The organism is Ruegeria sp. CE12 (assembly GCF_056537525.1).
Genome location: NZ_JBQFRS010000002.1, coordinates 710,502 through 734,197 on the forward strand (window position 1 = coordinate 710,502; position 23,696 = coordinate 734,197).

General features: G+C 54.5%; 25 protein-coding genes. 12 read left to right on the forward strand and 13 right to left on the reverse strand.

The annotated features are described in order from the left end of the window. The first annotated feature begins 24 nt into the window (after window positions 1–24). On the forward strand, window positions 25–1,287 hold the full coding sequence (locus ACR0IO_RS08375) for a glutamate-5-semialdehyde dehydrogenase (RefSeq protein ID WP_480740734.1): 1,263 nt from the start codon (window positions 25–27) through the stop codon (window positions 1,285–1,287). Here ACR0IO_RS08375 and ACR0IO_RS08380 read toward each other — a convergent pair. After that, window positions 1,284–1,880 (reverse strand): histidine phosphotransferase family protein, encoded by a 597-nt coding sequence (locus tag ACR0IO_RS08380; RefSeq protein ID WP_480740736.1) that lies wholly within the window; start codon window positions 1,878–1,880, stop codon window positions 1,284–1,286. The two genes, ACR0IO_RS08375 and ACR0IO_RS08380, sit on opposite strands and share 4 nt — an antisense overlap. A gap of 46 nt (window positions 1,881–1,926) precedes the next feature. On the opposite strand from ACR0IO_RS08380, the gene ACR0IO_RS08385 reads away from it, so the two are divergent. The 5 genes from ACR0IO_RS08385 (at window position 1,927) to tsf (ending at window position 5,729) form a co-directional block, all read left to right on the forward strand. Continuing rightward, entirely contained in the window at window positions 1,927–2,109 is a 183-nt protein-coding gene (locus ACR0IO_RS08385; RefSeq protein ID WP_008756567.1) for a DUF3553 domain-containing protein, read from the forward strand. Between the two features lie 108 nt (window positions 2,110–2,217). Beyond that, window positions 2,218–2,973, forward strand: coding sequence for an L-ornithine N(alpha)-acyltransferase (gene olsB / locus ACR0IO_RS08390; protein WP_480740738.1), 756 nt, complete (start codon window positions 2,218–2,220; stop codon window positions 2,971–2,973). After that, window positions 2,939–3,814: a lyso-ornithine lipid O-acyltransferase gene (gene olsA / locus ACR0IO_RS08395; protein WP_480740741.1), complete on the forward strand. Its 876-nt coding sequence runs from the start codon at window positions 2,939–2,941 to the stop codon at window positions 3,812–3,814. The genes olsB and olsA overlap by 35 nt, the downstream gene beginning before the upstream one ends. A gap of 168 nt (window positions 3,815–3,982) precedes the next feature. Continuing rightward, entirely contained in the window at window positions 3,983–4,777 is a 795-nt protein-coding gene (rpsB, locus tag ACR0IO_RS08400) for a 30S ribosomal protein S2 (RefSeq protein ID WP_480740744.1), read from the forward strand. A 76-nt stretch (window positions 4,778–4,853) separates the two neighbouring features. Further along, window positions 4,854–5,729 (forward strand): translation elongation factor Ts, encoded by an 876-nt coding sequence (tsf, locus tag ACR0IO_RS08405; RefSeq protein WP_480740747.1) that lies wholly within the window; start codon window positions 4,854–4,856, stop codon window positions 5,727–5,729. Window positions 5,730–6,115: 386 nt separating this feature from the next. Here tsf and ACR0IO_RS08410 read toward each other — a convergent pair whose 3' ends face one another. The 3 genes from ACR0IO_RS08410 to ACR0IO_RS08420 all read right to left on the reverse strand — a co-directional run bounded on the left by ACR0IO_RS08410 (window position 6,116) and on the right by ACR0IO_RS08420 (window position 8,444). Next, window positions 6,116–6,871 (reverse strand): autoinducer binding domain-containing protein, encoded by a 756-nt coding sequence (locus tag ACR0IO_RS08410; protein WP_155143180.1) that lies wholly within the window; start codon window positions 6,869–6,871, stop codon window positions 6,116–6,118. After that, on the reverse strand, window positions 6,868–7,317 hold the full coding sequence (gene aroQ / locus ACR0IO_RS08415; RefSeq protein WP_155143179.1) for a type II 3-dehydroquinate dehydratase: 450 nt from the start codon (window positions 7,315–7,317) through the stop codon (window positions 6,868–6,870). The genes ACR0IO_RS08410 and aroQ overlap by 4 nt, the downstream gene beginning before the upstream one ends. 128 nt (window positions 7,318–7,445) lie before the next feature. Further along, window positions 7,446–8,444 carry an NADPH:quinone oxidoreductase family protein gene (locus ACR0IO_RS08420; protein ID WP_480740750.1) on the reverse strand — a complete coding sequence of 333 codons (999 nt, stop codon included), beginning with the start codon at window positions 8,442–8,444 and terminating at the stop codon, window positions 7,446–7,448. 169 nt (window positions 8,445–8,613) lie between these two features. On the opposite strand from ACR0IO_RS08420, the gene ACR0IO_RS08425 reads away from it, so the two are divergent. From ACR0IO_RS08425 to ACR0IO_RS08435, 3 genes are read left to right on the forward strand one after another with little or no spacing between them, the layout of a single operon-like run. Beyond that, complete coding sequence (locus tag ACR0IO_RS08425; protein WP_480740752.1) at window positions 8,614–9,432, forward strand: SDR family NAD(P)-dependent oxidoreductase; 819 nt, start codon at window positions 8,614–8,616, stop codon at window positions 9,430–9,432. Then, window positions 9,429–10,448, forward strand: a complete 1,020-nt coding sequence (locus ACR0IO_RS08430) for a phosphotransferase family protein (protein WP_480740755.1) — start codon at window positions 9,429–9,431, stop codon at window positions 10,446–10,448. The genes ACR0IO_RS08425 and ACR0IO_RS08430 overlap by 4 nt, the downstream gene beginning before the upstream one ends. A gap of 12 nt (window positions 10,449–10,460) precedes the next feature. Then, entirely contained in the window at window positions 10,461–11,258 is a 798-nt protein-coding gene (locus ACR0IO_RS08435; protein WP_480740757.1) for an IclR family transcriptional regulator, read from the forward strand. Between the two features lie 3 nt (window positions 11,259–11,261). Here ACR0IO_RS08435 and ACR0IO_RS08440 read toward each other — a convergent pair whose 3' ends face one another. Continuing rightward, window positions 11,262–11,867 (reverse strand): DsbA family protein, encoded by a 606-nt coding sequence (locus ACR0IO_RS08440; RefSeq protein ID WP_480740760.1) that lies wholly within the window; start codon window positions 11,865–11,867, stop codon window positions 11,262–11,264. A 247-nt stretch (window positions 11,868–12,114) separates the two neighbouring features. On the opposite strand from ACR0IO_RS08440, the gene ACR0IO_RS08445 reads away from it, so the two are divergent. After that, complete coding sequence (locus tag ACR0IO_RS08445; RefSeq protein ID WP_480740869.1) at window positions 12,115–13,290, forward strand: serine hydrolase domain-containing protein; 1,176 nt, start codon at window positions 12,115–12,117, stop codon at window positions 13,288–13,290. A gap of 49 nt (window positions 13,291–13,339) precedes the next feature. Continuing rightward, on the forward strand, window positions 13,340–14,209 hold the full coding sequence (locus ACR0IO_RS08450; protein WP_480740762.1) for an acyl-CoA thioesterase: 870 nt from the start codon (window positions 13,340–13,342) through the stop codon (window positions 14,207–14,209). On the opposite strand, the gene ACR0IO_RS08455 is transcribed toward ACR0IO_RS08450, so the two are convergent. After that, a complete protein-coding gene (locus ACR0IO_RS08455) occupies window positions 14,206–14,973 on the reverse strand; it encodes an SDR family oxidoreductase (protein ID WP_480740764.1) in 768 nt (255 codons plus the stop codon). The two genes, ACR0IO_RS08450 and ACR0IO_RS08455, sit on opposite strands and share 4 nt — an antisense overlap. A gap of 131 nt (window positions 14,974–15,104) precedes the next feature. Continuing rightward, on the reverse strand, window positions 15,105–16,334 hold the full coding sequence (locus ACR0IO_RS08460; RefSeq protein ID WP_480740766.1) for an acyl-CoA dehydrogenase: 1,230 nt from the start codon (window positions 16,332–16,334) through the stop codon (window positions 15,105–15,107). A 95-nt stretch (window positions 16,335–16,429) separates the two neighbouring features. Between ACR0IO_RS08460 and ACR0IO_RS08465 the strand changes: the two genes are divergently transcribed. Further along, entirely contained in the window at window positions 16,430–17,341 is a 912-nt protein-coding gene (locus ACR0IO_RS08465; RefSeq protein WP_155143170.1) for a LysR family transcriptional regulator, read from the forward strand. 3 nt (window positions 17,342–17,344) lie between these two features. On the opposite strand, the gene phoB is transcribed toward ACR0IO_RS08465, so the two are convergent. The 6 genes from phoB to ACR0IO_RS08495 form a co-directional block, all read right to left on the reverse strand. After that, window positions 17,345–18,034 carry a phosphate regulon transcriptional regulator PhoB gene (gene phoB / locus ACR0IO_RS08470; RefSeq protein WP_155143169.1) on the reverse strand — a complete coding sequence of 230 codons (690 nt, stop codon included), beginning with the start codon at window positions 18,032–18,034 and terminating at the stop codon, window positions 17,345–17,347. Between the two features lie 11 nt (window positions 18,035–18,045). Beyond that, on the reverse strand, window positions 18,046–18,747 hold the full coding sequence (phoU, locus tag ACR0IO_RS08475; RefSeq protein ID WP_155143168.1) for a phosphate signaling complex protein PhoU: 702 nt from the start codon (window positions 18,745–18,747) through the stop codon (window positions 18,046–18,048). Between the two features lie 16 nt (window positions 18,748–18,763). Beyond that, window positions 18,764–19,561: a phosphate ABC transporter ATP-binding protein PstB gene (gene pstB, locus ACR0IO_RS08480; protein WP_155143167.1), complete on the reverse strand. Its 798-nt coding sequence runs from the start codon at window positions 19,559–19,561 to the stop codon at window positions 18,764–18,766. Between the two features lie 12 nt (window positions 19,562–19,573). Then, a complete protein-coding gene (gene pstA / locus ACR0IO_RS08485; protein ID WP_480740771.1) occupies window positions 19,574–20,935 on the reverse strand; it encodes a phosphate ABC transporter permease PstA in 1,362 nt (453 codons plus the stop codon). After that, window positions 20,932–22,404 carry a phosphate ABC transporter permease subunit PstC gene (gene pstC, locus ACR0IO_RS08490; protein WP_155143165.1) on the reverse strand — a complete coding sequence of 491 codons (1,473 nt, stop codon included), beginning with the start codon at window positions 22,402–22,404 and terminating at the stop codon, window positions 20,932–20,934. Before pstC ends, pstA begins: the two co-directional genes overlap by 4 nt. An 83-nt stretch (window positions 22,405–22,487) precedes the next feature. Then, window positions 22,488–23,543 carry a substrate-binding domain-containing protein gene (locus ACR0IO_RS08495; protein WP_480740774.1) on the reverse strand — a complete coding sequence of 352 codons (1,056 nt, stop codon included), beginning with the start codon at window positions 23,541–23,543 and terminating at the stop codon, window positions 22,488–22,490. Window positions 23,544–23,696: the final 153 nt, after the last annotated feature.

Here is a 23,696-nt window from a genome sequence, read left to right on the forward strand (position 1 = left end):
ACTCCGACCTGAAAGGCACATAAAATGAAGGATTTCGACAACATCCCCGCCCTGATGGCCGATCTTGGAAAACGTGCGAAAGAGGCGTCCAAAGACCTTGGTTTTGCCACCGCAGAACGCAAACACGCTGCCCTGATCGCGGCAGCGGACGCAGTCTGGAAGAACCGCGCGAAGATTATCGAAGCCAATCAGAAGGATCTGGAATTTGGCCGCGAAAAGGGTTTGAGCCCGGCGATGATGGATCGCCTGATGCTGGACGAGGCCCGTATTCAGGGCATGGTTGATGGCTTGCGTACCGTTGCCGAGCAGACTGATCCGGTGGGTGAAGTTCTTTCGGAATGGGATATGCCGACCGGTCTGAACATCCAGCGCGTTCGCACACCGTTGGGCGTTATCGGAGTGATTTACGAAAGCCGTCCGAACGTGACCGCTGATGCAGGCGCGCTTTGTCTGAAATCAGGAAATGCTGTGATCTTGCGGGGCGGATCTGAGAGCTTCCATTCCTCAACCGCTATCCATGCCTGTCTGGTCGAGGGGCTGACAGCCGCAAACCTGCCTGAAGATGCAATTCAATTGGTACCCACGCGAGACCGCGCTGCCGTACAGGAATTGCTGACCATGACTGACTATGTGGACGTCATTGTACCGCGTGGTGGTAAAGGGCTGGTTGGGTTAGTACAGCGTGAGGCTCGGGTGCCAGTATTTGCCCACCTCGAGGGCATTGTGCACATCTATATCGACAAAGCTGCTGATCCTCAGAAAACTCTGGACGTTGTACTTAACGCCAAGACCCGTCGCACAGGCATCTGTGGCGCAGCCGAATGTCTGCTGATCCATCAGGACGTTGCAGAGACGCTTGGCAGAGACGTCATAGCAGCACTTCTGGCAGCGGGTGTGGAAGTTCACGCAGAAGGCGCTTTGGCGATTGATGGTACCGTCGCAGCCTCGGGCGAAGATTGGGGCAAAGAGTTTCTCGACAGCATCATTTCTGCAAAACCAGTTGCTGATATCGACGAAGCGATCTCGCATATTCGCGAATTTGGCTCGAACCACACGGACTGTATCATGACCGAAGACGCCGAGGCGGCCGCGCGGTTCTTTGAACGTCTCGACAGTGCCATTCTGATGCACAACGCCTCGACCCAATTCGCCGATGGTGGCGAGTTCGGCATGGGGGCTGAAATCGGGATTGCCACTGGCAAGATGCATGCCCGTGGCCCAGTTGGCGCAGCTCAGCTGACCAGCTTCAAGTATCTGGTTCGCGGAAACGGAACGACCCGTAGCTAGAACTTGATCGCGACGCGGGTTGAGGTGGTTTCTACCGCGACCCGCCGCCCCAGAATCCCGGCTGTTTCAGGCAGCAGCGCGAATTGCACCTGAGCCGGGGTGATCTTGTTTGGAAAGCGGCCGGTTGTGACATTCTTCCATAGATCACCATCAATATTCAGCTTGTCGCCAGTACCCATTACCTGCCACTGGTCGCCTTGGACGGTGATTTCAACCTCTCCGCCCATAGGCATTGCACTTTCGCAGCACATCATTGCGAGAAAGGCCAGCTTTACCTGATTGCGCGGGATGGCTTCGCTTGGTGCCCAATGAACGCGCACCCGGCCAGCGCGTTCGATATCCTTGAGCAATTCGGCGATTTCAGCACGTCCCAATGGGTGATCGCTGGCCGAGCCAAAGGCCACCCGAAAGAACCGAATCCGCGCGCCTGCGCTACCAACGCTGCCTGATATCAGTTCCATCTCGGGGCCCTGTACGGCACCGACCATATCCAACAGCTCCAACCCATTGGTGATCGCCCCGATGGGGCTGATCAGATCGTGACAGATCCGAGAGCCGATTAGCTCGGCCAGGTTGACGTTGGTGTCGCCCATGCGTACCTCCTGATACATCTGCCTATTGCCGGACCGGAGCCTCTGCATGACAGATCTGAATGCCATTCTTGCACCGGGCATGTATGTCCGCCACCCGGATTTCCCCGACTGGGGTGTTGGACAGGTTCAGTCCAACATCGCGGGCAAAATCACCGTGAATTTCCGCGAGCAGGGGAAGGTGGTGATTGACGGAACACGCATCGCTCTGATGCCGGTCTTTGATCCGTGAAACTGGTTTAAGAAAAGTTAACGGGAATAGCCAGTCGCGCACTTGTTGCCTTCGGTCGAAGAACTGGGGTATCAGCCGCCGTAGCAACAAAGGACCCATACGCCTGACATGCCGGACGCTGGCCCCTCATTCACGATCAAACTGGCTGAAACCGAAGAAGAAATGCGCGCTGCGCAGCGGTTACGCTATGACGTTTTTGTTCGTGAACTAGGTGGCGGCGGTGAGATGGTCGACCATGAGGCTGGGCTGGAGCAGGACCGTTTCGACCCCTATTTCGATCACATGCTGGCCTATGATGATGCAAAGGGCGAGGTGGTCGGCGTCTACAGGCTGTTGCCGGGCGATCGCGCTGCCGAGCTTGGGCAATTCTACTCCGAAGATGAATATGATCTGACCATACTCAAGCAAAGTGGTCGTAAACTGTTGGAACTAGGTCGGTCTTGCCTGCATCCGGACTATCGGGGTGGAACGGCCATGTATCACCTCTGGAACGGTCTTGCTGGCTACGTTGCCGAACGAGAAATTGAGGTTCTTTTCGGAGTTGCCAGTTTTCACGGAACGGACGTTCAGAAATTAGAGCAACCACTTTCGATGTTGCACCACAACCATCTGGCGCCGCCAGATCTGAGGGTGCGGGCTCAGCCGAATGTGTTTCAAACTATGGATCTTGTCGCTCCCAAAGCGCTGGACCGACGCGCGGCAATGGTTCAGGTTCCCGCGCTGATCAAAGCCTATCTTAGGCTTGGTGGCTTTGTGGGCGAGGGGGCTTTCATTGATCACGCCTTCAATACCACGGATGTGTGCCTGATCCTGGATACAGCTCGCATGAATGAACGCCAAAAACGCATCTACGGCGGAGCCTAAACAGGTGAACGATCCACTCTGGAACAGCGAAGACGCCCCCGATTCAATCGAACTGGGTTTTCTGGGCTGGCTGCTTGTGATCCTGCGCGGTGTGCCGCTGGCGCTGCTCGTATTTGGTGGCCTGATCGTGCTGCTGACCATCCGCCTTGTTGAACTGCCTCTGTTTGGGGTGAAGCGCCCGATAACGCCGTTTGTCACCCAATTTGTTTGCCGCAATGCCTTCCGAATTCTCGGAATCGGTTTTCAGAGTTCAGGCGAATTGATGAGGGAACGAGGTGCGGTCGTGGCAAACCACACTTCGTGGTTGGACATTTTCGCTTTGAACGCACGCAAGCGCGTCTACTTTGTCTCCAAAGCAGAGGTGGCGAAATGGCCAGTCATCGGTTGGCTGGCACGCGCTACGGGTACCGTTTTCATAGAACGAGATCGCAAAAAAGCGCGTGAGCAAACGCAGATTTTCGAAGAACGCCTTACTGCAGGACACAAGTTGTTGTTCTTTCCCGAAGGCACATCGACCGATGGCTTGCGGGTTTTACCTTTTAAAACAACGCTTTTTGCTGCGTTCTTCTCAGACGAGTTGCGCGATTTTATGTTCGTACAGCCAGTATCGGTAGTGTTTCACGCGCCAACCGGACAACCAGATCGCTTCTATGGCTGGTGGGGCGACATGGATTTTGGACCTCATTTGCTCAAGACGCTCGGCGCGCGGCGGCAAGGTACTGTCGAACTGATCTATCACTCTCCGGCCCGGGTTTGCGACTTTGATAATCGCAAGGCACTGGCTGCGCACTGTGAAGAGGCCGTACGCCACGCGCACAGCTTGGCGCGGCTTGAAAAATAAGGGCGATTGGCCCTTGCGCTATATCCAAAGCTGCCGTATACGCGCGCCATTCAAACCCGCAGGCGGGGTTTGGGCTTTTTGAGGGAGACATCCTCATCAAGACCGCCGGTTGGAGCATCTGCTTCTTTCACCCCCGCCCAGGCGTAAACCGGAAAAGGAAAATATAGCATGGCTCTTCCCGAGTTCTCCATGCGTCAGCTGCTGGAAGCTGGCGTTCACTTTGGTCACCAGACACAGCGTTGGAATCCCCGCATGGGCCCGTTCATTTACGGCTCGCGCAATGGCATCCACATCATGGACCTGACCCAGACCGTTCCGATGCTGGATCAGGCTCTGCAGGCCGTTCGTGACACCGTCGCTAAAGGTGGTCGCGTTCTGTTCGTTGGTACCAAGCGTCAGGCCGCTGGTCCGATCGCTGAAGCGGCTGAAAAGTCGGCTCAGTACTACATGAACCACCGCTGGCTGGGCGGCACGCTGACCAACTGGAAAACCGTTTCCCAGTCGATCAACCGTCTGAACCAGATCGACGAAGCCATGGAATCGGGCGCCGAAGGCCTGACCAAGAAAGAGCGTCTGGGCATGGAGCGTGACCAGGGCAAACTGCAGGCTTCGCTGGGCGGTATCCGCGAAATGGGCGGCGTTCCTGACCTGCTGTTCGTCATCGACGTCAAAAAAGAAGCGCTGGCCATCGCCGAAGCCAACAAGCTGGGTATCCCGGTTGTGGCTGTTGTCGACACCAACTGCTCGCCCGACGGCGTTGACTACATCATCCCCGGCAACGACGACGCAGCTCGCGCAATCTCGCTGTATTGTGACCTGGCCGCACGTGCCGCTCTGGACGGTATGACCGCTCAGATGGGCGCTGCAGGCGTTGACCTGGGTGCCTTCGAAGAAGCACCGGTCGAAGAAGCCGTTGCAGAAGAAGAAGCCCCCGCAGAAGCAGAAACTCCTGCCGAAGCGTAAGCTGCCCGTCACGTAAATGACATATGGGGCAGGGTAGACCTGCCCCAATTCCGTTTGAATTGAGGAGAGCCAAAAGATGGCAATCACAGCAGCAATGGTTAAAGAACTGCGCGACTCGACCGGCGCAGGCATGATGGACGCAAAAAAAGCGCTGACCGAATCCGGCGGCAATATGGACGAAGCCGTTGATTGGCTGCGCACCAAAGGTCTGGCCAAAGCGGCTAAAAAATCGGGCCGTACCGCAGCTGAAGGTCTGGTTGCAGTCCACGTCGACGGTGGCAACGGTGTTGCTGTTGAAGTGAACTCGGAAACCGACTTCGTCGCGAAAAACGCTGAGTTCCAGGAAATGGTCGGCAAGATCGCATACGCAGCTGAAGGCGTCGACAATGTCGAAGCTCTGCTGGCGGCCGATCTGGGCGGCAAGAGCGTTGCTGACACCCTGACCGACAAAATCGCGACCATCGGTGAAAACATGTCGGTTCGCCGCATGGCCAAACTGTCGGGCGACACCGTTGTTTCCTACGTCCACAACGCAGCCACCAATGGCATGGGTAAAATCGGCGTTCTGGTTGCTCTGTCGGGTGGTGACGAAACCATCGGCAAGCAGGTTGCGATGCACATCGCAGCTGTGAACCCTGCCGCTCTGTCCGAAGCGGACATGGATCCGGCTGTTGTCGAGAAAGAAAAGCAGGTTCAGATGGACATCGCCCGCGAATCCGGCAAGCCGGAGCAGGTGATCGAAAAGATGATCGAAGGCCGTATGAAGAAATTCGTCGCGGAATCGACACTGCTGAACCAGGCGTTTGTTGTGAACCCTGACCTGACCGTTGAAGCAGCGGCCAAAGAAGCAGGCGCAACCATCACCGGTTTCGTCCGTCTGGAAGTTGGCGAAGGCATCGTAGTCGAAAAAGAAGACTTCGCAGCCGAAGTTGCCAAGGCAGCTCAGGGCTAAGCCCGCGATTTCACGGGCGACCGTGATCGAAAAAGAGCCGGTTACGCCCAAGGCGTAGCCGGCTTTTTAATGTCGAGGGAAAAGCCTGAACAAAAAAAGCGCCCAGAAGGCGCAGCTTGAGAACAATCATAATTTGGATTGAGGGGCCCCGCATGATGGGGATGGTCGAGGCCCCCCAAAATTTCCGACACAGGTACGCGGACGAATAGGCGCCCCTTTGTCAGAGCGATCGGAGAGCTCTGGAATTGCAAAGATCCGACCAAATGTTCCCTGGCTAAAGCCACCACTCACGGAACAGTATCACTTTGCAATTTTACGCCCAGATTCGAAAAGTCATGATTTCCTTACCTAAGGTAAATTGACGCGGATTAGCGCCGATTTTACTCTCAGGCTTCCATGACGAATATCTGGTTCTGAAGCGATGCCTTCAGCACAGCCTGAGCCGTTGTTTCGACTGACAGAGCCTCACGCGCGAGTCGAAGGTGCTTTTCAACTGTGGCCGATGTGAGCCCCATCAACAGGGCGATATCCTGCGTGGTCTTACCATCACCAACCCATTGCAGTGCTTCTTTCTGACGTTTTGTCAAAGCGCGATTGGGCGCGTTATAGGGCAGGGTCAGAATCTTGAGATGCACAACATTGTTCATAAGCAGAATGTCGTCACCATGCTCCTCCCAGAGCGCATCTAGGTCATCCTGCGTTCGGCCACTACTGTCCGACAGTGAGATCGCACCCTTTGAACGTACCGAGACCGAGTTGAAGCTGACGGTATAGCCGACTGTAACGCCTTTGGACTTGTTGTAATCAAAAACTTTGCGTTCTGCTGGTGTCATTACACCGCTGGACATCATCTCATGGATCATGCTCCAGCTGGCAGCACCTTCGTGGTTCAACGCCCATTTCAACATCGGAGCGTTAAAGTATAGGCCATCTTTCAGGAAACCCTCCAGATACCCTTCGCCATGATTGGTCAGTATCACAAAGTCTTCGGGATCACCCAGCGACGTTTCTGTCCGGTACTGTGTATAGCCGTAGAGCAGGCGGTCGAAACCGTATCCCGCCATCTGACGACAATGCCCATCCCAAAGCTCTTCAAGCGTCGTGGAATAACTTACGAAGTTCAGATATTCATGAAGGTTCATCCGCTGCCCCCATCACTTAGATGAGCTGCCAACGCATCAAGGGCCAGCACATACCCCTTGGCCCCAAAGCCGCAGATCTGTCCGATGGCTACTGGTGCGATGTAGGATTTGTGGCGAAATGCTTCGCGCGCGTGGATGTTGGAAAGATGAACTTCAACAACCGGCACTTCGGCTGAAGAAATAGCATCCATCAGCGCCACAGATGTATGCGTGAAAGCTCCGGCATTCAGCACGATCCCGGCCTGCACACCACGAGCGGCATGTATCGCATCGATCAATGCGCCTTCGTGATTTGACTGCATATGCGATACAGTCAGCCCAATCGAGTTGCCGTGCGAAACGCACAGGTCTTCGATCATCTTGAGTGTCGTGTGGCCATAAACCTCAGGCTGCCGCGTTCCTAGCAGGTTGAGATTCGGGCCATTCAAAACCAGAACGTTGTGCATTATCTCACTATCCCCATACTTTCTCTTAAACGCGAAAAGGTGGGGCTGTCCACCAGCATTGCTCTTATGAGGCGAGCATTGGTGAATCTCTGTGGCCAGTCTTGTCGGGAGAGCTGAAAGATTGTTGGTCAATCGTCCATTGTGACAACAACCTTTCCGAGAACAGATCGCTGCGTCAGCAAGTCTAACGCCTCAGCCGCCTTATCCAGCGGATAACTTGCGCTGATCCGAGGCTTTATCTTTTCGTTCAGGTACATCTGAAACAGCTCGCCTATATTTTCGGCGTGGCCCTGAGGGTCGCGAAACACTGCAGCTCCCCAAAAGACCCCAACGATCTGACAACCTTTAAGCAGAGGCAAATTCAGGGGGATGCTGGGAATGCCTGCGGGAAAACCAACCACCAGATACCGACCATTCCACGCCATGCTGCGCAGCGCTGGTTCAGCATACTCACCCCCTACGGCATCATAGATCACGTCGACACCTTCACCACCGGAAAGCCGCTTGATCTCCGCTGACAAAGCCTTCTGTGCGTCCCTGTCGAGCTTTCGCGGATAGATGATCGTTTCATCAGCGCCAATTTCGCGACAGAACTTGGCCTTGTCCTCCGAAGAGACCGCAGCGATTACATGTGCGCCCATGGTTTTCCCAAGCTCAATCGCTGCAGACCCAACGCCACCGGCGGCCCCGAGTACCAACAGCGTTTCTCCGGGTTTCAACGCCGCCCGGTCTTTCAGGGCGTGGTAGGAGGTGCCGTACGTGAAGATAAAGCAGGCAGCATCTTCAAACGGCATCGTCTCGGGAAACTTGATCGCCGAAGATGCATTGATGCACAGATGCGTTGAAAATCCGCCATGGCCGGTTAGCGCCAGAACGCGATCACCCACCCGGAAACCTTCAACCCCAGATCCGGTTGCGATGACCTCACCCGAAACCTCACCACCTGGCGCAAACGGGCGAGGTGGCTTCATCTGATAAAGGTCTTGAATAATCAGTGTATCCGGGAAATTGACGCCTGCTGCCCGCACTCTGATCAACAACTCGTTCTTTTTCGGCTCCGGATCGGACATTGTGGTCAATTCAAGAGTCTCGGGGCCTCCTGGCGCGACGCTGAGTAATGCTTGCATTTGAGTCTCTCGTAATTGCCTCTGTTAAGCACAGAAAGTTGAACCACGTGCATGTGTTGTCAAGAATTTAGCGAAATGTAATTCTGCACAGCGAAACAGCCTCGGTTTGAGAGGGTGTATTTGTGTAAGAACGGGCAACACAGAGCAGTCGATTAGAAAAGGACACCCTATGACCCCTGAACAACTCTTTTCCCTGCAGGGTAAGACTGCACTGGTCACCGGCGGTGCAACAGGTATCGGGCGCATGGCCGCCGAGGCGCTGGTGCGGGCAGGCGCTAGAGTGTTGATCGCGTCGCGAAAGGGAGACTCCTGTGAGGCTGTGGCGGCAGAATTGAACGCACTCGATGCCGAGGGATCTGCAGAGGGTTTTTCAGGTGACATCAGTACAGAAGAAGGCATTGACGCACTGGTATCGGAAATTAAAAACCGGACGGAACACCTTGATATTCTGATGAATAATGCGGGTATCAGTTGGGGTGCCCCGCTGGGTCAGTTTCCCTATCATGCTTGGGAAAAGGTCATGTCGGTCAATGTCGCCGGTATCTTTGACCTGACGCAAAAGCTGCTGCCTCTCTTGATGAAATCAGGGTCCGGTGACGATCCTGCGCGTGTGGTTAATGTTGCGTCAGTTATGGGTGAAGTTCCTATGGGAGACGGGGCCTACAGCTATTCGGCTTCAAAGGCGGCAGTCATTCACCTTACAAGGATCATGGCCAAGGAACTTGCCCCGTACAACGTTACGGTTAATGCTCTGGCCCCCGGACCATTTGTCTCGCGGATGACGGCCTTCGCGACAGCAGACGAAGAAAAGAGAGAGAAGGTAGGCAAATCCGTGCCGCTGGGCAGAGTAGGCCGCGACGAAGACATCGCGGGCTGCTTGTTGTTCCTTTGCGGCCGCGGTGGCAGCTATGTGACCGGTTCGGTGGTCCCGGTCTCTGGCGGTATCAACGTGGTAACAGGCGGCAATATTTTTGCCGATGCGCTATGAGCACCGATACGTTGGATATTGATGCTGTCGACGCCTATTTGGCAAATCACCTGGACGGTTATCGTGGCCCGCTGGAGGCTAAAAAGTTTGCAGTGGGGCAATCCAACCCCACCTTTGAGTTAAGAACTCCAGATAAAAGCTTTGTTTTAAGGCGAAAACCTCCTGGTGTCTTACTGAAATCGGCTCATGCTGTTGACCGTGAGTTTCGTGTGCAGAGCGCTCTTGCAGGCAGCAAGGTGCCGGTGCCCAAGATGTATCTGCTATGCGAAGATGACGACATCATTGGATCAGCCTTCTATGTAATGGAACATTTGCAGGGGCGAACCTTTCTAGAGCCGACGATGAAAGGCGAATCCAACGAAACCCGAACTGCAATACTGGACGAAATGAACCGGGTTCTGGCCGAGCTTCATATGGTCGATATCGATGCGGTTGGATTGTCTGACTATGGACCGACGGGAAACTACTTTGAACGTCAGATTGCGCGTTGGACCAAACAGTACCGGGCTTCGGAAACCAACGAGATTGCAGATATGGACGCCCTGATTTCTGCGTTGGAAGCCTCGATTCCGGAAGATGATGGTCAGAGAACTCTGGTGCATGGTGACTACAGGATCGACAACCTGATGTTCGAGCGTGACGGCAGCCGTTGTATCGGGGTTCTGGACTGGGAACTGTCAACGATCGGCCATCCATATGCCGATTTGGCTGCTGTCATCATGCAATGGCAAATGCCGCCGGGTAGAGAGGGACGGGGGCTTGCTGATATCGATCGCGATAGCCTTGGCCTACCATCGGACCAAGCCTTTATCGCCAGATATTGCGAGCGTCGCGGGATATCCGGTATAGAAAACTTCGGCTTTTACCTTGCTTTCAACTTCTTTCGTATGGCGGGCATCCTGCAAGGGGTCTACAAGCGCGCACTCGATGGGAATGCATCTGATCCTGCACGCGCGCAGGCCTTTGGCGCCTATGTTCCTGTTTTTGCACAACATGGGTTGTCAGCATTGAAGTGATCGGAAACGCGTATGGCCACAGATGATCTAGCCGAACCCGGTCAAGGGGAAAAAGACAGGAACTTTGTCACTTCGCTGGCGCGTGGCCTGCAAATTCTGCGTTGTTATCGCCATGGTGAGGCAGCTTTAACCAACACCGATTTCTCTGATCGAACAGGTTTACCGAAACCCACGATTTCTCGATTGACCCACACACTCTGCCAACTTGGCTATTTGGTTCAGGATCATCCCGGGGGCTCATACAGGCTTGGGGCAGGGGTTCTGAGGCTGGGTTTCAGCGTCTTGGCCGGAACAGATATTTGTGAGCGTGCTACGGACGTGTTGCGCGATCTAAGAAGCGGAGCGAACCCCTATCTTACAGTCGCACTGGGTGAAGCCCACCGCGCCGAAGTGATCTATGTGGCGGTAAATAGATCGACCGAGAATGTTGCGCTAACCATGCATGTCGGATCACGCCTGCCATTGTTCACCTCGGCAATGGGCCGCTCCATTCTGGTTGGAATGTCCCAAGACCGCCAAGAGGCAGCAATCGAAGCCGCAAAACAAGATCTCGGCTTGGGTAGGGTTCAGCTGCAAGATTCGATAAAAACTGCGCAAGATGAATATGATAGGCATGGGTATTGCACCGGATACTCACTCTGGCGCGACGATGTTCATGCCATCTCTGTTCCAGTTCCTTCACCGCAAGATGACCGGTTCTTCGGCCTGAATATCGGTGGGCCTAGTTTCTATGTCACACCGGAAGAACTGGAAAATGAACACGCTGAAAGATTGAAGTCTGCAGCGCACGAATTGGGGATGCGGCCTTAGAGCCTACTTGTCCAGCGAAAGCTCAAGGTCCAGATTTCCCAGGCTGTTCTTTCCAAAGAACATCTCGGGCCCGACGAACATGCTGGGTACGCCAAACACACCACTCCTCACCGCTGCCTTGGTTTGATCTTTCAACTTCTGTTTGATGTCGGCGCTCGAGATCGCTTCACGGATCTTTCTTATAGGAAGACCATTTTCCTGAAGAACATCAGACAAAACGTTAAGGTCATCGATCTTTTGGCCATGCACCCAAATTGCGTCAAAAATGGCGTCTATGTATTTGTTTTCCCATGGTTTACCCATCGCAAACACGGCACCTCGCATCGCGAATTTTGTGTTCAGCGGGAAATGCGGGCTCATGTGAAAGCTAATTCCGCGACGTCGCGCGAAACGGTGTAGATCATGCGTCAGGTAAGCCGATTTTTGTCTGTTCTCCGCAAATGCCTGAAAGGGACTCTGGTTATTCGTCGCCTTAAAAACAATACTTAGTAGTATCGGAACATTCCGCAGATCGGCCGAGCGGCGACTGATCAGATCCGGTAGCACCTTGTGCGCAAGAAACGCATTGGGACTACTAAAATCATACATAAAATCAACACTATGCGGCATGATCTTACTCCGAAATAGAACTTTGATGCGGGGAAAAACAAAAAACTGCGAATCTTTACCTGTTTCAGTTTAGCAGCGTCACTGTGCATGCGCCGATACTGCTTTAGCCTTTCAGGCAAACTCTTTCATTTTTGTCTGTCGTTTCATTGGACAAGGCGGCAAGATCACCTCAGATAAGGGTATTGAGCGGGTAGGGATCGTGACAGCAAATTTTGATACAGCACGATTGGATCGCATTCGTGATTGGATGCAAGGCTATGTAGACCAAAGAAAATACGCAGGCAGTTCAATATTGCTGCACCAACGTGGACGAGAAGCATTTTTTCACACCTGTGGGCAGCGCAGCGTCGAGAACAATCTACCATTCAAACGGGATACCCTGGTCCGAATATACTCGATGACCAAACCAATAACATCTGTCGCATTGATGATGCTGGCAGAGCGCGGATTTTTCCATCTGGCAGCACCCGTTTCAGAGTTCATCCCAAAATTTCGGAACATGCAGGCCTTGGTCCCAAATGCTGAGCGCATTGATCAAACCGAAGATGCTCCGACACCCACACTGCACCAGTTACTCACCCATACCAGCGGTTTAAGCTATCCATTCAACCCCGGCATTTTGCCAGCGGCAATGGATGAGCTGGACCTGATTTTTGGGCCAAACCAAGGGCACTTGGCAGACAAAGTCAAAGAGTTGGCGCAACTCCCGCTCGCATTTAAACCGGGAACTCAATGGGAATATTCGGTCGGGATTGATGTAATCGGGCGTGTGATCGAAATCGTATCGGGACAAACGCTGGATCAGTTCTTCGCAGAACAAATATTTGCGCCATTGGGGATGCAGGAGACTGCCTTTTCCGTACCCTCAGGGGCAGGGGATCGATTTGCCTCGCTCTACACCCCGCTAGAAGGTGACGCGATGGCCTTGAATGCGGCTAATAGCGGTGGGGAAACTTTGCGTCTGACGGATCAGCCCGGTCATTCACCGTTCGAGAATGCCTCAACATTTTCCGGTGGCGGAGGATTGGTCGGAACGATCGACGACTATGCCAGATTTGCAGAGATGCTACGAAACAAGGGAGCATTCAACGGCAACAGACTACTGGGTTCAAAGACCGTCGACTTCATGATGCGCAATCACTTACCCGGTGACATCGCATCAATGGGGCCGCATAGCTTTGCTGAACAACCTATGGAAGGCATGGGCTTTGGTTTGGCCGGCGCCGTCGTTCTCGATCCGGCACGTGCCCGCACGCCGGGCTCTGTTGGCGACTTTAGTTGGGGTGGAATGGCCTCAACTTTCTTCTGGATTGACCGTGAGAATGATTTCACTTGTGTGTTCTTCACCCAACTTTCGCCGTCCAGCTCCTACCCGTCGCGATCAGAACTCAAGGGGCTTGTCCTTGGGGCATTGATTGAATGAGGGCCGTAGGGCTGCTACCCGATGGCAAAACCAAACCGGAGAGTCGGATATGACTGAAGCCGAACGCATTCTGCTGGACCTGTTGAACATTGAGCGCCTTGAGGTCGATCTGTTCCGCGGCACCGGATCGGGCGGTGAGACGCCAATGCGCATATTTGGCGGACAGGTGATCGCACAGGCATTGGCGGCAGCGTATCGGACCGTTGAGGATCGTTTGTGTCACTCGCTACATGCTTATTTCATAAGGCCCGGCGATCCAGAGATTCCGGTTATATATCAAGTTGATCGGGCACGAGATGGAGGTTCATTTACAACCCGTCGCGTTGTTGCCATTCAACACGGAAAGCAAATCCTGAACATGTCGGCATCTTTTCACATTCAGGATGACGGCTGGGATCACCAGCATAAAATGCCGGACGTGGAACCGCCGGAAAAGCACGCCACGCGGGATGAGTTAAGGCAAAGATATCTGCCTCGCGTCCCTGAAAGGCTACGCACGGAATTCCTACGTGAACGTCCGATTGACGTGCGAGAAATTGAGCCGCTGGACCTGTTTCAGCCAGAGAAAGCAGATGATCATAACCATATATGGTTCCGGATGCAGGCCGCCGATCAAGCAAGCCAGGTGACGCAACACCTTTTGTTGGCATATGCATCGGATATGAGCCTGTTGAGCTCGGGCATGCGCCCGCATGGGCTCAGCTGGTTTACCGGTGAAATCAATGGCGCAAGCCTCGATCACGCGATGTGGTTCCACGCGCCAGTTCAGTTTCAGGACTGGCATTTGTATTCTATGGAGTCGCCATGGACGGGGCAGGGACGTAGCTTTAACCGCGGGTCAATCTATTCCCAGGATGGCACTCTTGTCGCGTCGGTGGCACAGGAAGGGCTGTTGCGCAAACCACAAAAAAGATCTTAGGTTTCACCGGCAAACTGTTGATTTAGCTTCCGCATTCCGCCCAGCCATCGATCATAGTCAGCTGTTTTCAAACGCATATAATCGAGTACCTGCGGATGCGGCAAAACAAGGAACCGCTCTTTAGCGATTGCTTCTACACAGGCCTGCGCCACATCTTCGGGCTCAAGCATTCCATCGATTGCGGCAACCGAATTTTCGTGTCCGCGCGTCATCTCGGATCGAACAGCCTGCGGACACAGTACCGAAACGCGTATACCTTGATTGCCGTAAGTCAGAGAAAGCCACTCGGCAAAACCAACGGCTGCGTGTTTGGTGACCCCATATGGAGCAGCGCCAGGTTGGTTCAACAAGCCAGCAGCTGATGCAGTTGTCATGATGTAGCCGTGACCACGCTCAACCATCCTTGGCACCAGATGACGTGCGACCCACACATGCGACATGACATTGATTTTCCAGATTCGGTCCCAATCTTCATTCGGCACCTCAAGTCCGCCAAGAGTCAGAATTCCTGCATTGGCACAAAAGAGGTCGATTGGCCCTAGTGTACTTTCGACGGTTTCGATCAACGCCTGGATGTCATCTTCACTGGAAACATCGCATTTGACGGCTTTGCCGTTGATCGCATCAGCGACTGCTTGAGCTTCGGGAAAATTCAAGTCTGCACAGACGATACGTGCACCTTCGCGGGCGAACCGCTCAGCCAGTCCTTTGCCAATACCACCGGCAGCTCCGGTAATGACAATTACTTTGTCTTTAAGTTCCATCTGGGGGCCCGCTGTATCTGTTTCAAATCACAGCGTAACATCTTGTAAAAACACCGCCAATGCGAACATTGGCGGTGCTCATATATACTATAAATTACATAATACCGATTACACGATATCTGTCATATGGTTCAGTAGAACGCCTGCAGCCCGGTTTGTGCCCGCCCTAGTATCAACGCATGAACGTCATGCGTCCCTTCATAGGTGTTTACAGTTTCCAGATTGATCATGTGCCGCACGACCTGGAATTCCAGCGAAATTCCGTTGCCACCATGCATGTCACGCGCCATCCGAGCGATATCCAGTGCCTTGCCGCAATTGTTGCGCTTTACGATCGAAATCATCTCTGGTGCTGCTTCGGCCTGATCTAACAGACGGCCAACACGCAAGCTGGCCTGAAGACCCAGCGCTATCTCGGTCTGCATATCAGCCAGTTTGCGCTGGAACAGCTGCGTTTGCGCCAAAGGACGATTGAACTGCTTCCGGTCCAAACCGTATTGACGAGCTGCATGCCAGCAGCACTCAGCTGATCCCATCACACCCCAACTGATCCCATAACGCGCACGGTTGAGGCAACCAAATGGTCCTTTGAGGCCCTGAACGTGCGGCAGCAAGGCGCCCTCGTCTACCTCAACGCCATCCATCACGATTTCACCGGTGATCGATGCGCGCAGGCTCAGCTTGTTCTGAATCTTTGGCGTACTGAGGCCTTTCATGCCTTTCTCCAGCACAAAGCCTCGGATTTTACCGTCATGTGCGTCAGATTTCGCCCAGACCACGAACACATCCGCAATCGGTGAGTTGGAAATCCACATCTTGCTACCGGTCAAACGGTAACCGCCATCAATCTTTTCTGCGCGTGTCTTCATGCCGGCGGGATCAGATCCGGCGTCAGGCTCAGTCAGACCAAAACAGCCGATCCATTCGCCACTTGCGAGCTTTGGAAGATACTTCCTGCGCTGTTCCTCACTGCCGTAGGCATAGATCGGATACATCACCAATGAGCTTTGAACTGACATCATCGAACGATAACCAGAATCCACGCGCTCAACTTCACGAGCAACCAGCCCATAGGTTACATAGCCCGCGCCAATCCCACCGTATTCCTCGGGAATAGTAGTCCCTAACAGGCCCATTTCGCCCATTTCGCGGAAAATTCCGGGATCAGTTTCCTCATTCTCAAACGCCTTGGTAACGCGCGGCTGTAGCTTCTCTTGCGCATACGCACGTGCACTATCGGCGATCAGGCGTTCGTCCTCATTCAACTGATCGGACAAACGGAATGGATCGTCCCAAGTAAAGTTACCAAGGTCCGGAGCATCTTTTGCGCGAAGGACAGGTTTAGTTTCTGGGGCGTTCATCTTACAGCTCCTTAAATCTGTTTGCCGAACCCTACCCTGACAAAACCGCAAAAAACAGCGAGACATTTGCATGTTTCCATGAGTATATCGCATATATGGAAACCACCCGACGCCTTTTCCCGTCAATCTCTTCGCTCCGTGCGCTTGAAGCACTGGACCGCCTTGGATCAGCTTCTGCGGCGGCTGACGAACTTGCGCTTACTCAAAGTGCAGTCAGCCGCCAGTTGCAAACACTGGAAAATCAATTGGGTGTGGAACTGATCAGCCGGGACAGAAAACGCCTATCACTGACGCCGGCTGCACAGGAATACGTCGCCGAAATTCGGCAGGGATTGAACCACATTGCACAGGCTTCGCTGAAACTTCACGTTGCGCCCGTTGGGGGTACCCTGAACCTGGCCATCCTACCTACTTTCGGTATGCGTTGGCTTGTTCCACGCTTACCTGACTTTGCGCGCTTGCATCCTGATATCACAATCAACATGTCAACGCGCCTGCGGCCATTTAACTTTACCGCAGAACCATTTGATGCAGCACTACATTTTGGTGAACCTGACTGGCCGGGAACAGAGCGCCTTCTGCTTAGTGTCGAACGCGTCCTACCGGTTTGCTCGCCTTCCTTGCTACCGACCGGGCGACTTCGTTCACCCGCTGATCTTCTGAAACTGCCATTGTTGCACATACAGACCCGCCCGGCAGCCTGGCAGGAATGGTTTCGCCAAATGGGCGTTCATCATCCGGATGCCCTGCCCGGCACAGTTCATGATCAGTTTACAACCATCAATCAGGCTGCGTTGCATGGCCTTGGTGTCGCGCTGCTACCGAACTATTTGATCGAGCAGGATCTGGCGACAGGCAAACTGATTGCTGTCTTTCCAGATGCCGTGGAAACCATGGGCGCATATTATCTGGTCTGGCCTAAATCCAAATCCAATGACCCGTCTTTGCGAGAGTTCCGGCACTGGCTTGCTTCTCAGGCACAGACCGAGGAAACGCTGCCGCGATAGGCTTCAGCCCAAGGCATATCCAGCGCCTCGAACTGTGCGCACAGGATCCTCGCCACCGTGCTGTGTGAGTGCTTTCCGCAGTCGCCCGATGTGGACATCCACGGTGCGGGTATCAACATAGATGTCCCTGCCCCACACCCGATCCAGCAGTTGCTCTCGGCTCCAGACCCGGCCCGGTTTTTCCATGAACGTACTCAGCAGCCGAAACTCTGTGGGACCAAGTTTCAGAGGCTTGTTGCCACGGCTGACCTTATGGGTTTCCGAGTCTAGGATGATGTCATCGAACTCCAGCCGGATACCAACCGTCGCCGGACGTACCCGGCGCAACTGGGTCCGGACGCGAGCCATAAGTTCGACTACCGAATACGGCTTGACCACATAGTCGTCTGCGCCGGTTTCCAAGCCGCGAACCTTGTCCACCTCTTCACTGCGGGCTGACAGCATGATTATAGGGATCGAACGTGTATCCGGGCGCGTTTTCAGGCGCCGGCAAACCTCGATTCCGCTGAGATTGGGCATCATCCAGTCCAGAACAATGATGTCTGGGCTGTCTTCATCCACAAGCAGCATGGCTTCGTCGCCGCTGGCCGCTTTGGAAACGCGGAAGCCTTCGGCCTCAAGATTGTAGGCCAGCACTTCGCGCTGCGCCAATTCATCCTCTACAACCAGAACTGTTGGCTGATCAGCGGACATTGTCTTGTCTCCTAGGCGGTTTGCGACGTGGTATCGGCTTTGGGCCGCGCCTCGGTCGGGCGCTCACCTGTCACGAGGTACACGACCTGCTCGGCAATTGCCGTGACATGGTCGCCCATGCGCTCGATGTTCTTGGCGATGAAATGCAGGTGCATACACGAAGAGATGTTGCGAGGATCTTCCGCCATAAAGGTCAGGAACTCGCGGAACAGACCATTGTACATCTGGTCGACTTCTTCATCGCGCTCGATCACGTCGGTGGCCAGCTCGGCATCACGCTGGATGTACGCATCCAGAGCGTCACGCAGCATAACCTCAACCTCTCGTGCCATGCGGCGCAAGGCGGCAGCGCTGCCGTTGATCTCGCCGGCATTGACCAGAACCGTAGTCCGCTTGGCGATGTTTTTGGAATAGTCGCCGATACGTTCCAGGTTGGCCGAAACCTTCAACACCGAAAGAACCAACCGCAAGTCACCCGCTGTGGGGGCCCGCAATGCGATCAGGCGCGCGGTTTCTTCGTTGATAACGTCTTCCAACGCGTCAATGGCCTTGTCGCCCTGACGTACTTCTTGCGCCAGTTCTTCGTCACGTGTTTCCAGTGAGCGCGCAGCGCCCATAATCGCAGCCTCGACCAGACCACCCATTTTCATGATGTGTGCCTGAATGGCTTCGAGATCCCGGTCGAATGCGGATGCAATATGTTGTTCGGTCATATCTGAATACCTGTGTTCAGCCGATACGGCCTGTAATGTAGCTTTCCGTGCGAGGATCGACCGGATTTGTGAAGATCTGACCAGTTTCGCCAAACTCGACCAGATTGCCCAAGTGGAAGAACGCGGTTTTTTGGCTGACGCGCGCGGCCTGCTGCATCGAGTGGGTCACGATCACCACCGAGTAGCGTTCGCGCAGTTCATCAATCAGTTCTTCGACCTGAGCGGTTGCGATCGGATCAAGCGCTGAGCATGGCTCGTCCATGAGCAGAACTTCGGGTGCGGTTGCCACGGCGCGTGCGATGCAAAGACGTTGCTGTTGACCACCGGACAATCCGGTTCCCGGAGCGTCGAGGCGATCCTTTACCTCATCCCAGATTGCACCACGGCGCAGAGATTTTTCAACGATCTCATCCAGTTCCGCCTTGTTCTTAGCAAGGCCATGAATGCGCGGGCCGTAGGCTACGTTATCGTAGATCGATTTCGGAAACGGGTTTGGTTTTTGGAATACCATGCCAACCTTTGCCCGCAACTGAACCGGGTCGACTCGCTTGTCATAGATATCCTCACCATCCAGCAGGATATCCCCTTTGACACGGCAGATATCGATGGTGTCATTCATCCGGTTCAGACAACGCAGGAACGTTGACTTGCCGCAGCCCGAAGGACCGATGAAGGCGGTAACCGTCTTGTCTTCGATTTCCACGTCTACGTCTTTGATGGCGTGAGTATCGCCATAGTAGACCTGAACGTTCTTCGCGGCGATCTTGATATCTTTGGAGTCCACAGTTCTCTCCACTCGTGACATGTCGTTCATTTTAGCCTCCACTTACCAGCGGCGTTCGAAGCGGCGGCGCAGGATGACCGCAATCGTGTTCATTGTGACGAGGAAGATCAACAAAATGATGATGCCCCCCCATGCGCGTTCATAAAAGGCCGGGTCGGCACGCTTGGACCATTCGTAGATCTGCGCCGGCATGGCCGAGTTCGGGGACAGGAAGCCGGCAACGATACCGTCGGGCGGGTTCGAGGCGATAAAGCCTACCATCCCGATCAGCAGCAGCGGAGCAGTTTCCCCCAGCGCCTGCGCGAGACCAATGATGGTACCGGTCAGGATGCCGGGCGCGGCCAGCGGCAGTACATGATGGAACACGGCCTGCATTTTCGAGGCCCCTACCCCAAGAGCCGCATCCCGAATCGACGGCGGAACCGCCTTCAACGACGCGCGGGTCGAAATGATGATCGTCGGCAAGGTCATCAGCGTCAGCACCAGACCACCCACCAGAGGAGCGGACGTCGGCAGGTGCATGTAGTTGATGAACACAGCCAGACCCAGAATACCAAACACGATGGACGGCACAGCAGCCAGGTTCGAGATGTTGACCTCGATGATGTCCGTCAGCCGGTTCTGGGGTGCAAATTCCTCAAGGTAGATCGAGGCCGCAACACCAATCGGCAACGCCAGCGCCAGAACCACAAACATCATGAACAGCGAACCCAGCATGGACACACCGATCCCCGCAGCCTCGGGCCGTTGGTCGGACGCATCAGCACCAAGGATGAAGTCCGGGTTGAACGCTTTGTACAGAACTCCGGCATCCCGCAACTGGTCAACGAAATCAAGCTGTTCGACCGAGATACTCTTGTCGTTCGCGATCGACTCGCGAGTTACGCGGCCTTTCATGTAGCCATCAACGCGGCTGTTGGTCAGAAAACGGAAGCTGACCGTCTTGCCGATCTCATCAGGGTTGGCGATCACGTAGTTCCGCAACTCAGCTTGGGCTGCTTTGGACAGGATTTTGCCCATGTCCTTGGCCGACAAATCAGTCTGAATACCAAGTTTTGCAACTTCAGCTTCCAAGGCAGAAGCAATCAGAGGCGCATAACCGAAGGTCGAAACCTTCTTGATATCCTCGATGTTGCGATTGCCCTTCTTGTCCAGCTTGTCGGCTTTCAGGTCGACATCCAGTTCAAGATAGGTTTGCTGAAAGGCCCCGGTGCCAGCGGTCACGATGTTCGTCACCAGCACGATCAGCATCAGCAGCCCGATACCGATGGCGGCGATACCGTACATCTTGAACCGGCTTTCAGCCGCGTTACGCCGCTTAGTGCGCGCGTCCTTTTCGAACAGCGAACCACTCTTAGGTTTAGCGGTCGGAGCAGCGCCAGGTGTTTGGGAAATATCGGTCATTCGTACTGCTCCCGGTATTTGCGTACGATGTAGAGGGCGAAGATGTTCAGCCCCAGCGTGATGATGAACAGGGTCAGACCCAGCGCAAACGCGACCAGCGTTTCGGGGCTGGCAAAGTCAGTGTCCCCGGTCAACTGGCTCACGATCCGCGTCGTGATTGTGGTCATAGCCTCGAACGGGTTGCCCGAGAACTTGGCAATTGCTCCAGCAGCCATAACAACGATCATCGTTTCACCGATGGCGCGGCTGGCGGCCAGCAGAACTGCTCCGACGATACCCGGCAGCGCTGCAGGCAGAATTACACTGCGCACAGTTTCGGAATGGGTTGCGCCAAGACCCAGCGAACCATCGCGCATGGATTGTGGCACGGCATTGATGATATCATCCGACAGCGATGACACAAACGGGATCAGCATGATCCCCATCACCAGCCCGGCGGTCAGAACTGCGTTGGAACTGGCCATCCAGCCGACGCCCAGCGTGCCGCCTTGGCCAAACATCGACACGAGTGCCGGACCAACGGTCAGCAACGCGAAGAGACCATAAACGATAGTCGGGATACCTGCGAGAATTTCAAGCAAGGGCTTGGCGATAGACCGTGTCGCGCCCGATGCATATTCGGAAAGGTAAATCGCGGCAAAGAGGCCGATCGGCACGGCCACCAGCAATGCGATTACCGAGATATATAGTGTCCCCCACAGCAGCGGCAGGATCGATAACTCACTACCTCCGCGGAAGTTCGGGGCCCAGGTGCTGCCGAAGAAGAAATCCTTCCAAGAATGCAGTTGGAAGAAGTTCATTGTCTCGAACAACATCGACAGAACAATGCCGACCGTGGTCAGGATCGCGATTGACGCGGCCAGCAGCAACAGCGCCAGAACGCCCTGCTCGACCACATTGCGGGCCCGGAACTCCTTGTGCGTGCGCACATAGGCGAAGGCAGCACCAAGCAGCGCCAGAGCGAGTACGACGACTTGCATCGCAACCTTGCCGGTTGATGTCATGCTACGGAACTTTTGCGCCGCCACCAAAATGGGCTGCGTAATATCCTGTGTCAGAACCTGTCCTGCATCTTTCAGCGTTTTGGTCAGGGTCTCGATATCTGCGCTGCCGTCCTGCGCCTGTGTTTCGGTCATTGCACCGCTCGCGACGGCACCTTCCAGACCATAAGCTACACGGCGCACCTCGCTCATGACCAAGCCGCGATCTGAACCTTCGGGGATCGCTTGATCAGGAATAAGGCCGGATACTGTGCTGTTCACGATCATCGGCTGCACCAAGAGCCAGATAATCAACACGCCCAAGGCCGGAACCAGTGCTGTTAGCGCAACGTTGTAGCCATAGTAGGATGGCAGAGAGTGCAAATCGCGGGTGTCACCTCCCACACTTGCCAGAGCGCGGGATCGACCCGCAAAGTATCCAATCACTGCCAGCGCAAGCAGGATAAGCAACAGCCAGGATAACGCCATGAGAACTCCGTAGGAATGGCAGACTTGGAGTCAAAAAGAACCGGGGCGCGCATAAATCGCCCCGGTTCCGTTAGCAAGGGTGATTAGGAACCGCCGCCCAGAACGGTTTCGTTGGCAACAGCTTCCTGGACCTTGACCAGCTCAGGGTCAGATACCAGGCCGTATTCTGCCAGTGGGCCGTCGGGGCCAGCGATCTCGTCAGCGACGAAGAACTCGGCATATTCTTTCAGGCCGGGGATCACGCCGATGTGGGCTTTCTTCACGTAGAAGAACAGCGGGCGCGAAACCGGGTATTCGCCCGAAGCAATGGATTCGGTCGAAGGAACAACGTCCGACATGGTCGCAACCTGGAGCTTGTCGGTGTTGTTCTCGTAGAATGCCAGACCAAAGACGCCGATGCCGTCTTTGTTGCTGTCGATACGCGCCAGAGTTTCGGTGTAGTCGCCGTCAATGTCGACCGAAACGCCGTCGGTGCGCAGAGCGATACAGGCTTTCTCAGCCGCTTTCTTCTTGGCTTTGTCGCTGTCGCCTTCTGCAGCGGCCAGATAAGCGTCGAAGTCTCCCAGATGCTCACAGCCAGCCAGGATCACTTTGTCTTCGAACACTTCACGGGTGCCGTGCTTGGTGCCGGGGATAAAGGCAGCAATCGGCTGCGTCGGGAACGCAGGGTTCACGTCGGCCCATGTTTTATTCGGGTTGTCGACCAGCTGGCCGTCAACAACGATCTGAGCGGACAGAGCTTTGTACCAGTCTTCCGGGGTGAACTCGAACGAGTTGCCATTGATGTCGGATGCGAAAACGATGCCGTCATAACCGATCTGAACTTCGATGATGTCGGTTACGCCGTTTTCGGCACAAGCTTTGATTTCTTTTTCACGGATGGCGCGCGAGGCATTTGCAACGTCGATGGTGTTTTCGCCAACACCTTCGCAGAAGCGCTTCAGGCCTGCCGAAGAACCACCCGATTCAACAACCGGTGTCGGGAAGTCAAAGTTCTCACCGAAGGCTTCAGCAACGATCGACGCGTAAGGCAGAACGGTCGAAGAACCAGCAACCTGTACTTGGTCACGAGCAGCAGCAGCAGTGGCCGATACGGCAGCGATAGCAAGCGCCGAAGCCGACAGTTTCACAAAGGACATCTCAGTCTCCTTGGTAATGATATACATTGATCACCCCCATGATGATCTTGTCGGCACCCCTAAGTACCGCGCGTAAGCCTTTTGTGACACATACGTAACGGTTTTATGACAACTCACGAATTTCTTAGGTTTTCTTAACTTGACGATGGGTAA

What these genes read in the sequence shown, in the direction of transcription:
- ACR0IO_RS08375 (WP_480740734.1), top strand. Translation starts at nt 25, where the DNA reads ATGAAGGATTTCGACAACATCCCCGCCCTGATGGCCGATCTTGGAAAA.
- ACR0IO_RS08380 (WP_480740736.1), bottom strand. Translation starts at nt 1,880, where the DNA reads ATGGGCGACACCAACGTCAACCTGGCCGAGCTAATCGGCTCTCGGATC.
- ACR0IO_RS08385 (WP_008756567.1), top strand. Translation starts at nt 1,927, where the DNA reads ATGACAGATCTGAATGCCATTCTTGCACCGGGCATGTATGTCCGCCAC.
- olsB (WP_480740738.1), top strand. Translation starts at nt 2,218, where the DNA reads ATGCCGGACGCTGGCCCCTCATTCACGATCAAACTGGCTGAAACCGAA.
- olsA (WP_480740741.1), top strand. Translation starts at nt 2,939, where the DNA reads ATGAACGCCAAAAACGCATCTACGGCGGAGCCTAAACAGGTGAACGAT.
- rpsB (WP_480740744.1), top strand. Translation starts at nt 3,983, where the DNA reads ATGGCTCTTCCCGAGTTCTCCATGCGTCAGCTGCTGGAAGCTGGCGTT.
- tsf (WP_480740747.1), top strand. Translation starts at nt 4,854, where the DNA reads ATGGCAATCACAGCAGCAATGGTTAAAGAACTGCGCGACTCGACCGGC.
- ACR0IO_RS08410 (WP_155143180.1), bottom strand. Translation starts at nt 6,871, where the DNA reads ATGAACCTTCATGAATATCTGAACTTCGTAAGTTATTCCACGACGCTT.
- aroQ (WP_155143179.1), bottom strand. Translation starts at nt 7,317, where the DNA reads ATGCACAACGTTCTGGTTTTGAATGGCCCGAATCTCAACCTGCTAGGA.
- ACR0IO_RS08420 (WP_480740750.1), bottom strand. Translation starts at nt 8,444, where the DNA reads ATGCAAGCATTACTCAGCGTCGCGCCAGGAGGCCCCGAGACTCTTGAA.
- ACR0IO_RS08425 (WP_480740752.1), top strand. Translation starts at nt 8,614, where the DNA reads ATGACCCCTGAACAACTCTTTTCCCTGCAGGGTAAGACTGCACTGGTC.
- ACR0IO_RS08430 (WP_480740755.1), top strand. Translation starts at nt 9,429, where the DNA reads ATGAGCACCGATACGTTGGATATTGATGCTGTCGACGCCTATTTGGCA.
- ACR0IO_RS08435 (WP_480740757.1), top strand. Translation starts at nt 10,461, where the DNA reads ATGGCCACAGATGATCTAGCCGAACCCGGTCAAGGGGAAAAAGACAGG.
- ACR0IO_RS08440 (WP_480740760.1), bottom strand. Translation starts at nt 11,867, where the DNA reads ATGCCGCATAGTGTTGATTTTATGTATGATTTTAGTAGTCCCAATGCG.
- ACR0IO_RS08445 (WP_480740869.1), top strand. Translation starts at nt 12,115, where the DNA reads ATGCAAGGCTATGTAGACCAAAGAAAATACGCAGGCAGTTCAATATTG.
- ACR0IO_RS08450 (WP_480740762.1), top strand. Translation starts at nt 13,340, where the DNA reads ATGACTGAAGCCGAACGCATTCTGCTGGACCTGTTGAACATTGAGCGC.
- ACR0IO_RS08455 (WP_480740764.1), bottom strand. Translation starts at nt 14,973, where the DNA reads ATGGAACTTAAAGACAAAGTAATTGTCATTACCGGAGCTGCCGGTGGT.
- ACR0IO_RS08460 (WP_480740766.1), bottom strand. Translation starts at nt 16,334, where the DNA reads ATGAACGCCCCAGAAACTAAACCTGTCCTTCGCGCAAAAGATGCTCCG.
- ACR0IO_RS08465 (WP_155143170.1), top strand. Translation starts at nt 16,430, where the DNA reads ATGGAAACCACCCGACGCCTTTTCCCGTCAATCTCTTCGCTCCGTGCG.
- phoB (WP_155143169.1), bottom strand. Translation starts at nt 18,034, where the DNA reads ATGTCCGCTGATCAGCCAACAGTTCTGGTTGTAGAGGATGAATTGGCG.
- phoU (WP_155143168.1), bottom strand. Translation starts at nt 18,747, where the DNA reads ATGACCGAACAACATATTGCATCCGCATTCGACCGGGATCTCGAAGCC.
- pstB (WP_155143167.1), bottom strand. Translation starts at nt 19,561, where the DNA reads ATGAACGACATGTCACGAGTGGAGAGAACTGTGGACTCCAAAGATATC.
- pstA (WP_480740771.1), bottom strand. Translation starts at nt 20,935, where the DNA reads ATGACCGATATTTCCCAAACACCTGGCGCTGCTCCGACCGCTAAACCT.
- pstC (WP_155143165.1), bottom strand. Translation starts at nt 22,404, where the DNA reads ATGGCGTTATCCTGGCTGTTGCTTATCCTGCTTGCGCTGGCAGTGATT.
- ACR0IO_RS08495 (WP_480740774.1), bottom strand. Translation starts at nt 23,543, where the DNA reads ATGTCCTTTGTGAAACTGTCGGCTTCGGCGCTTGCTATCGCTGCCGTA.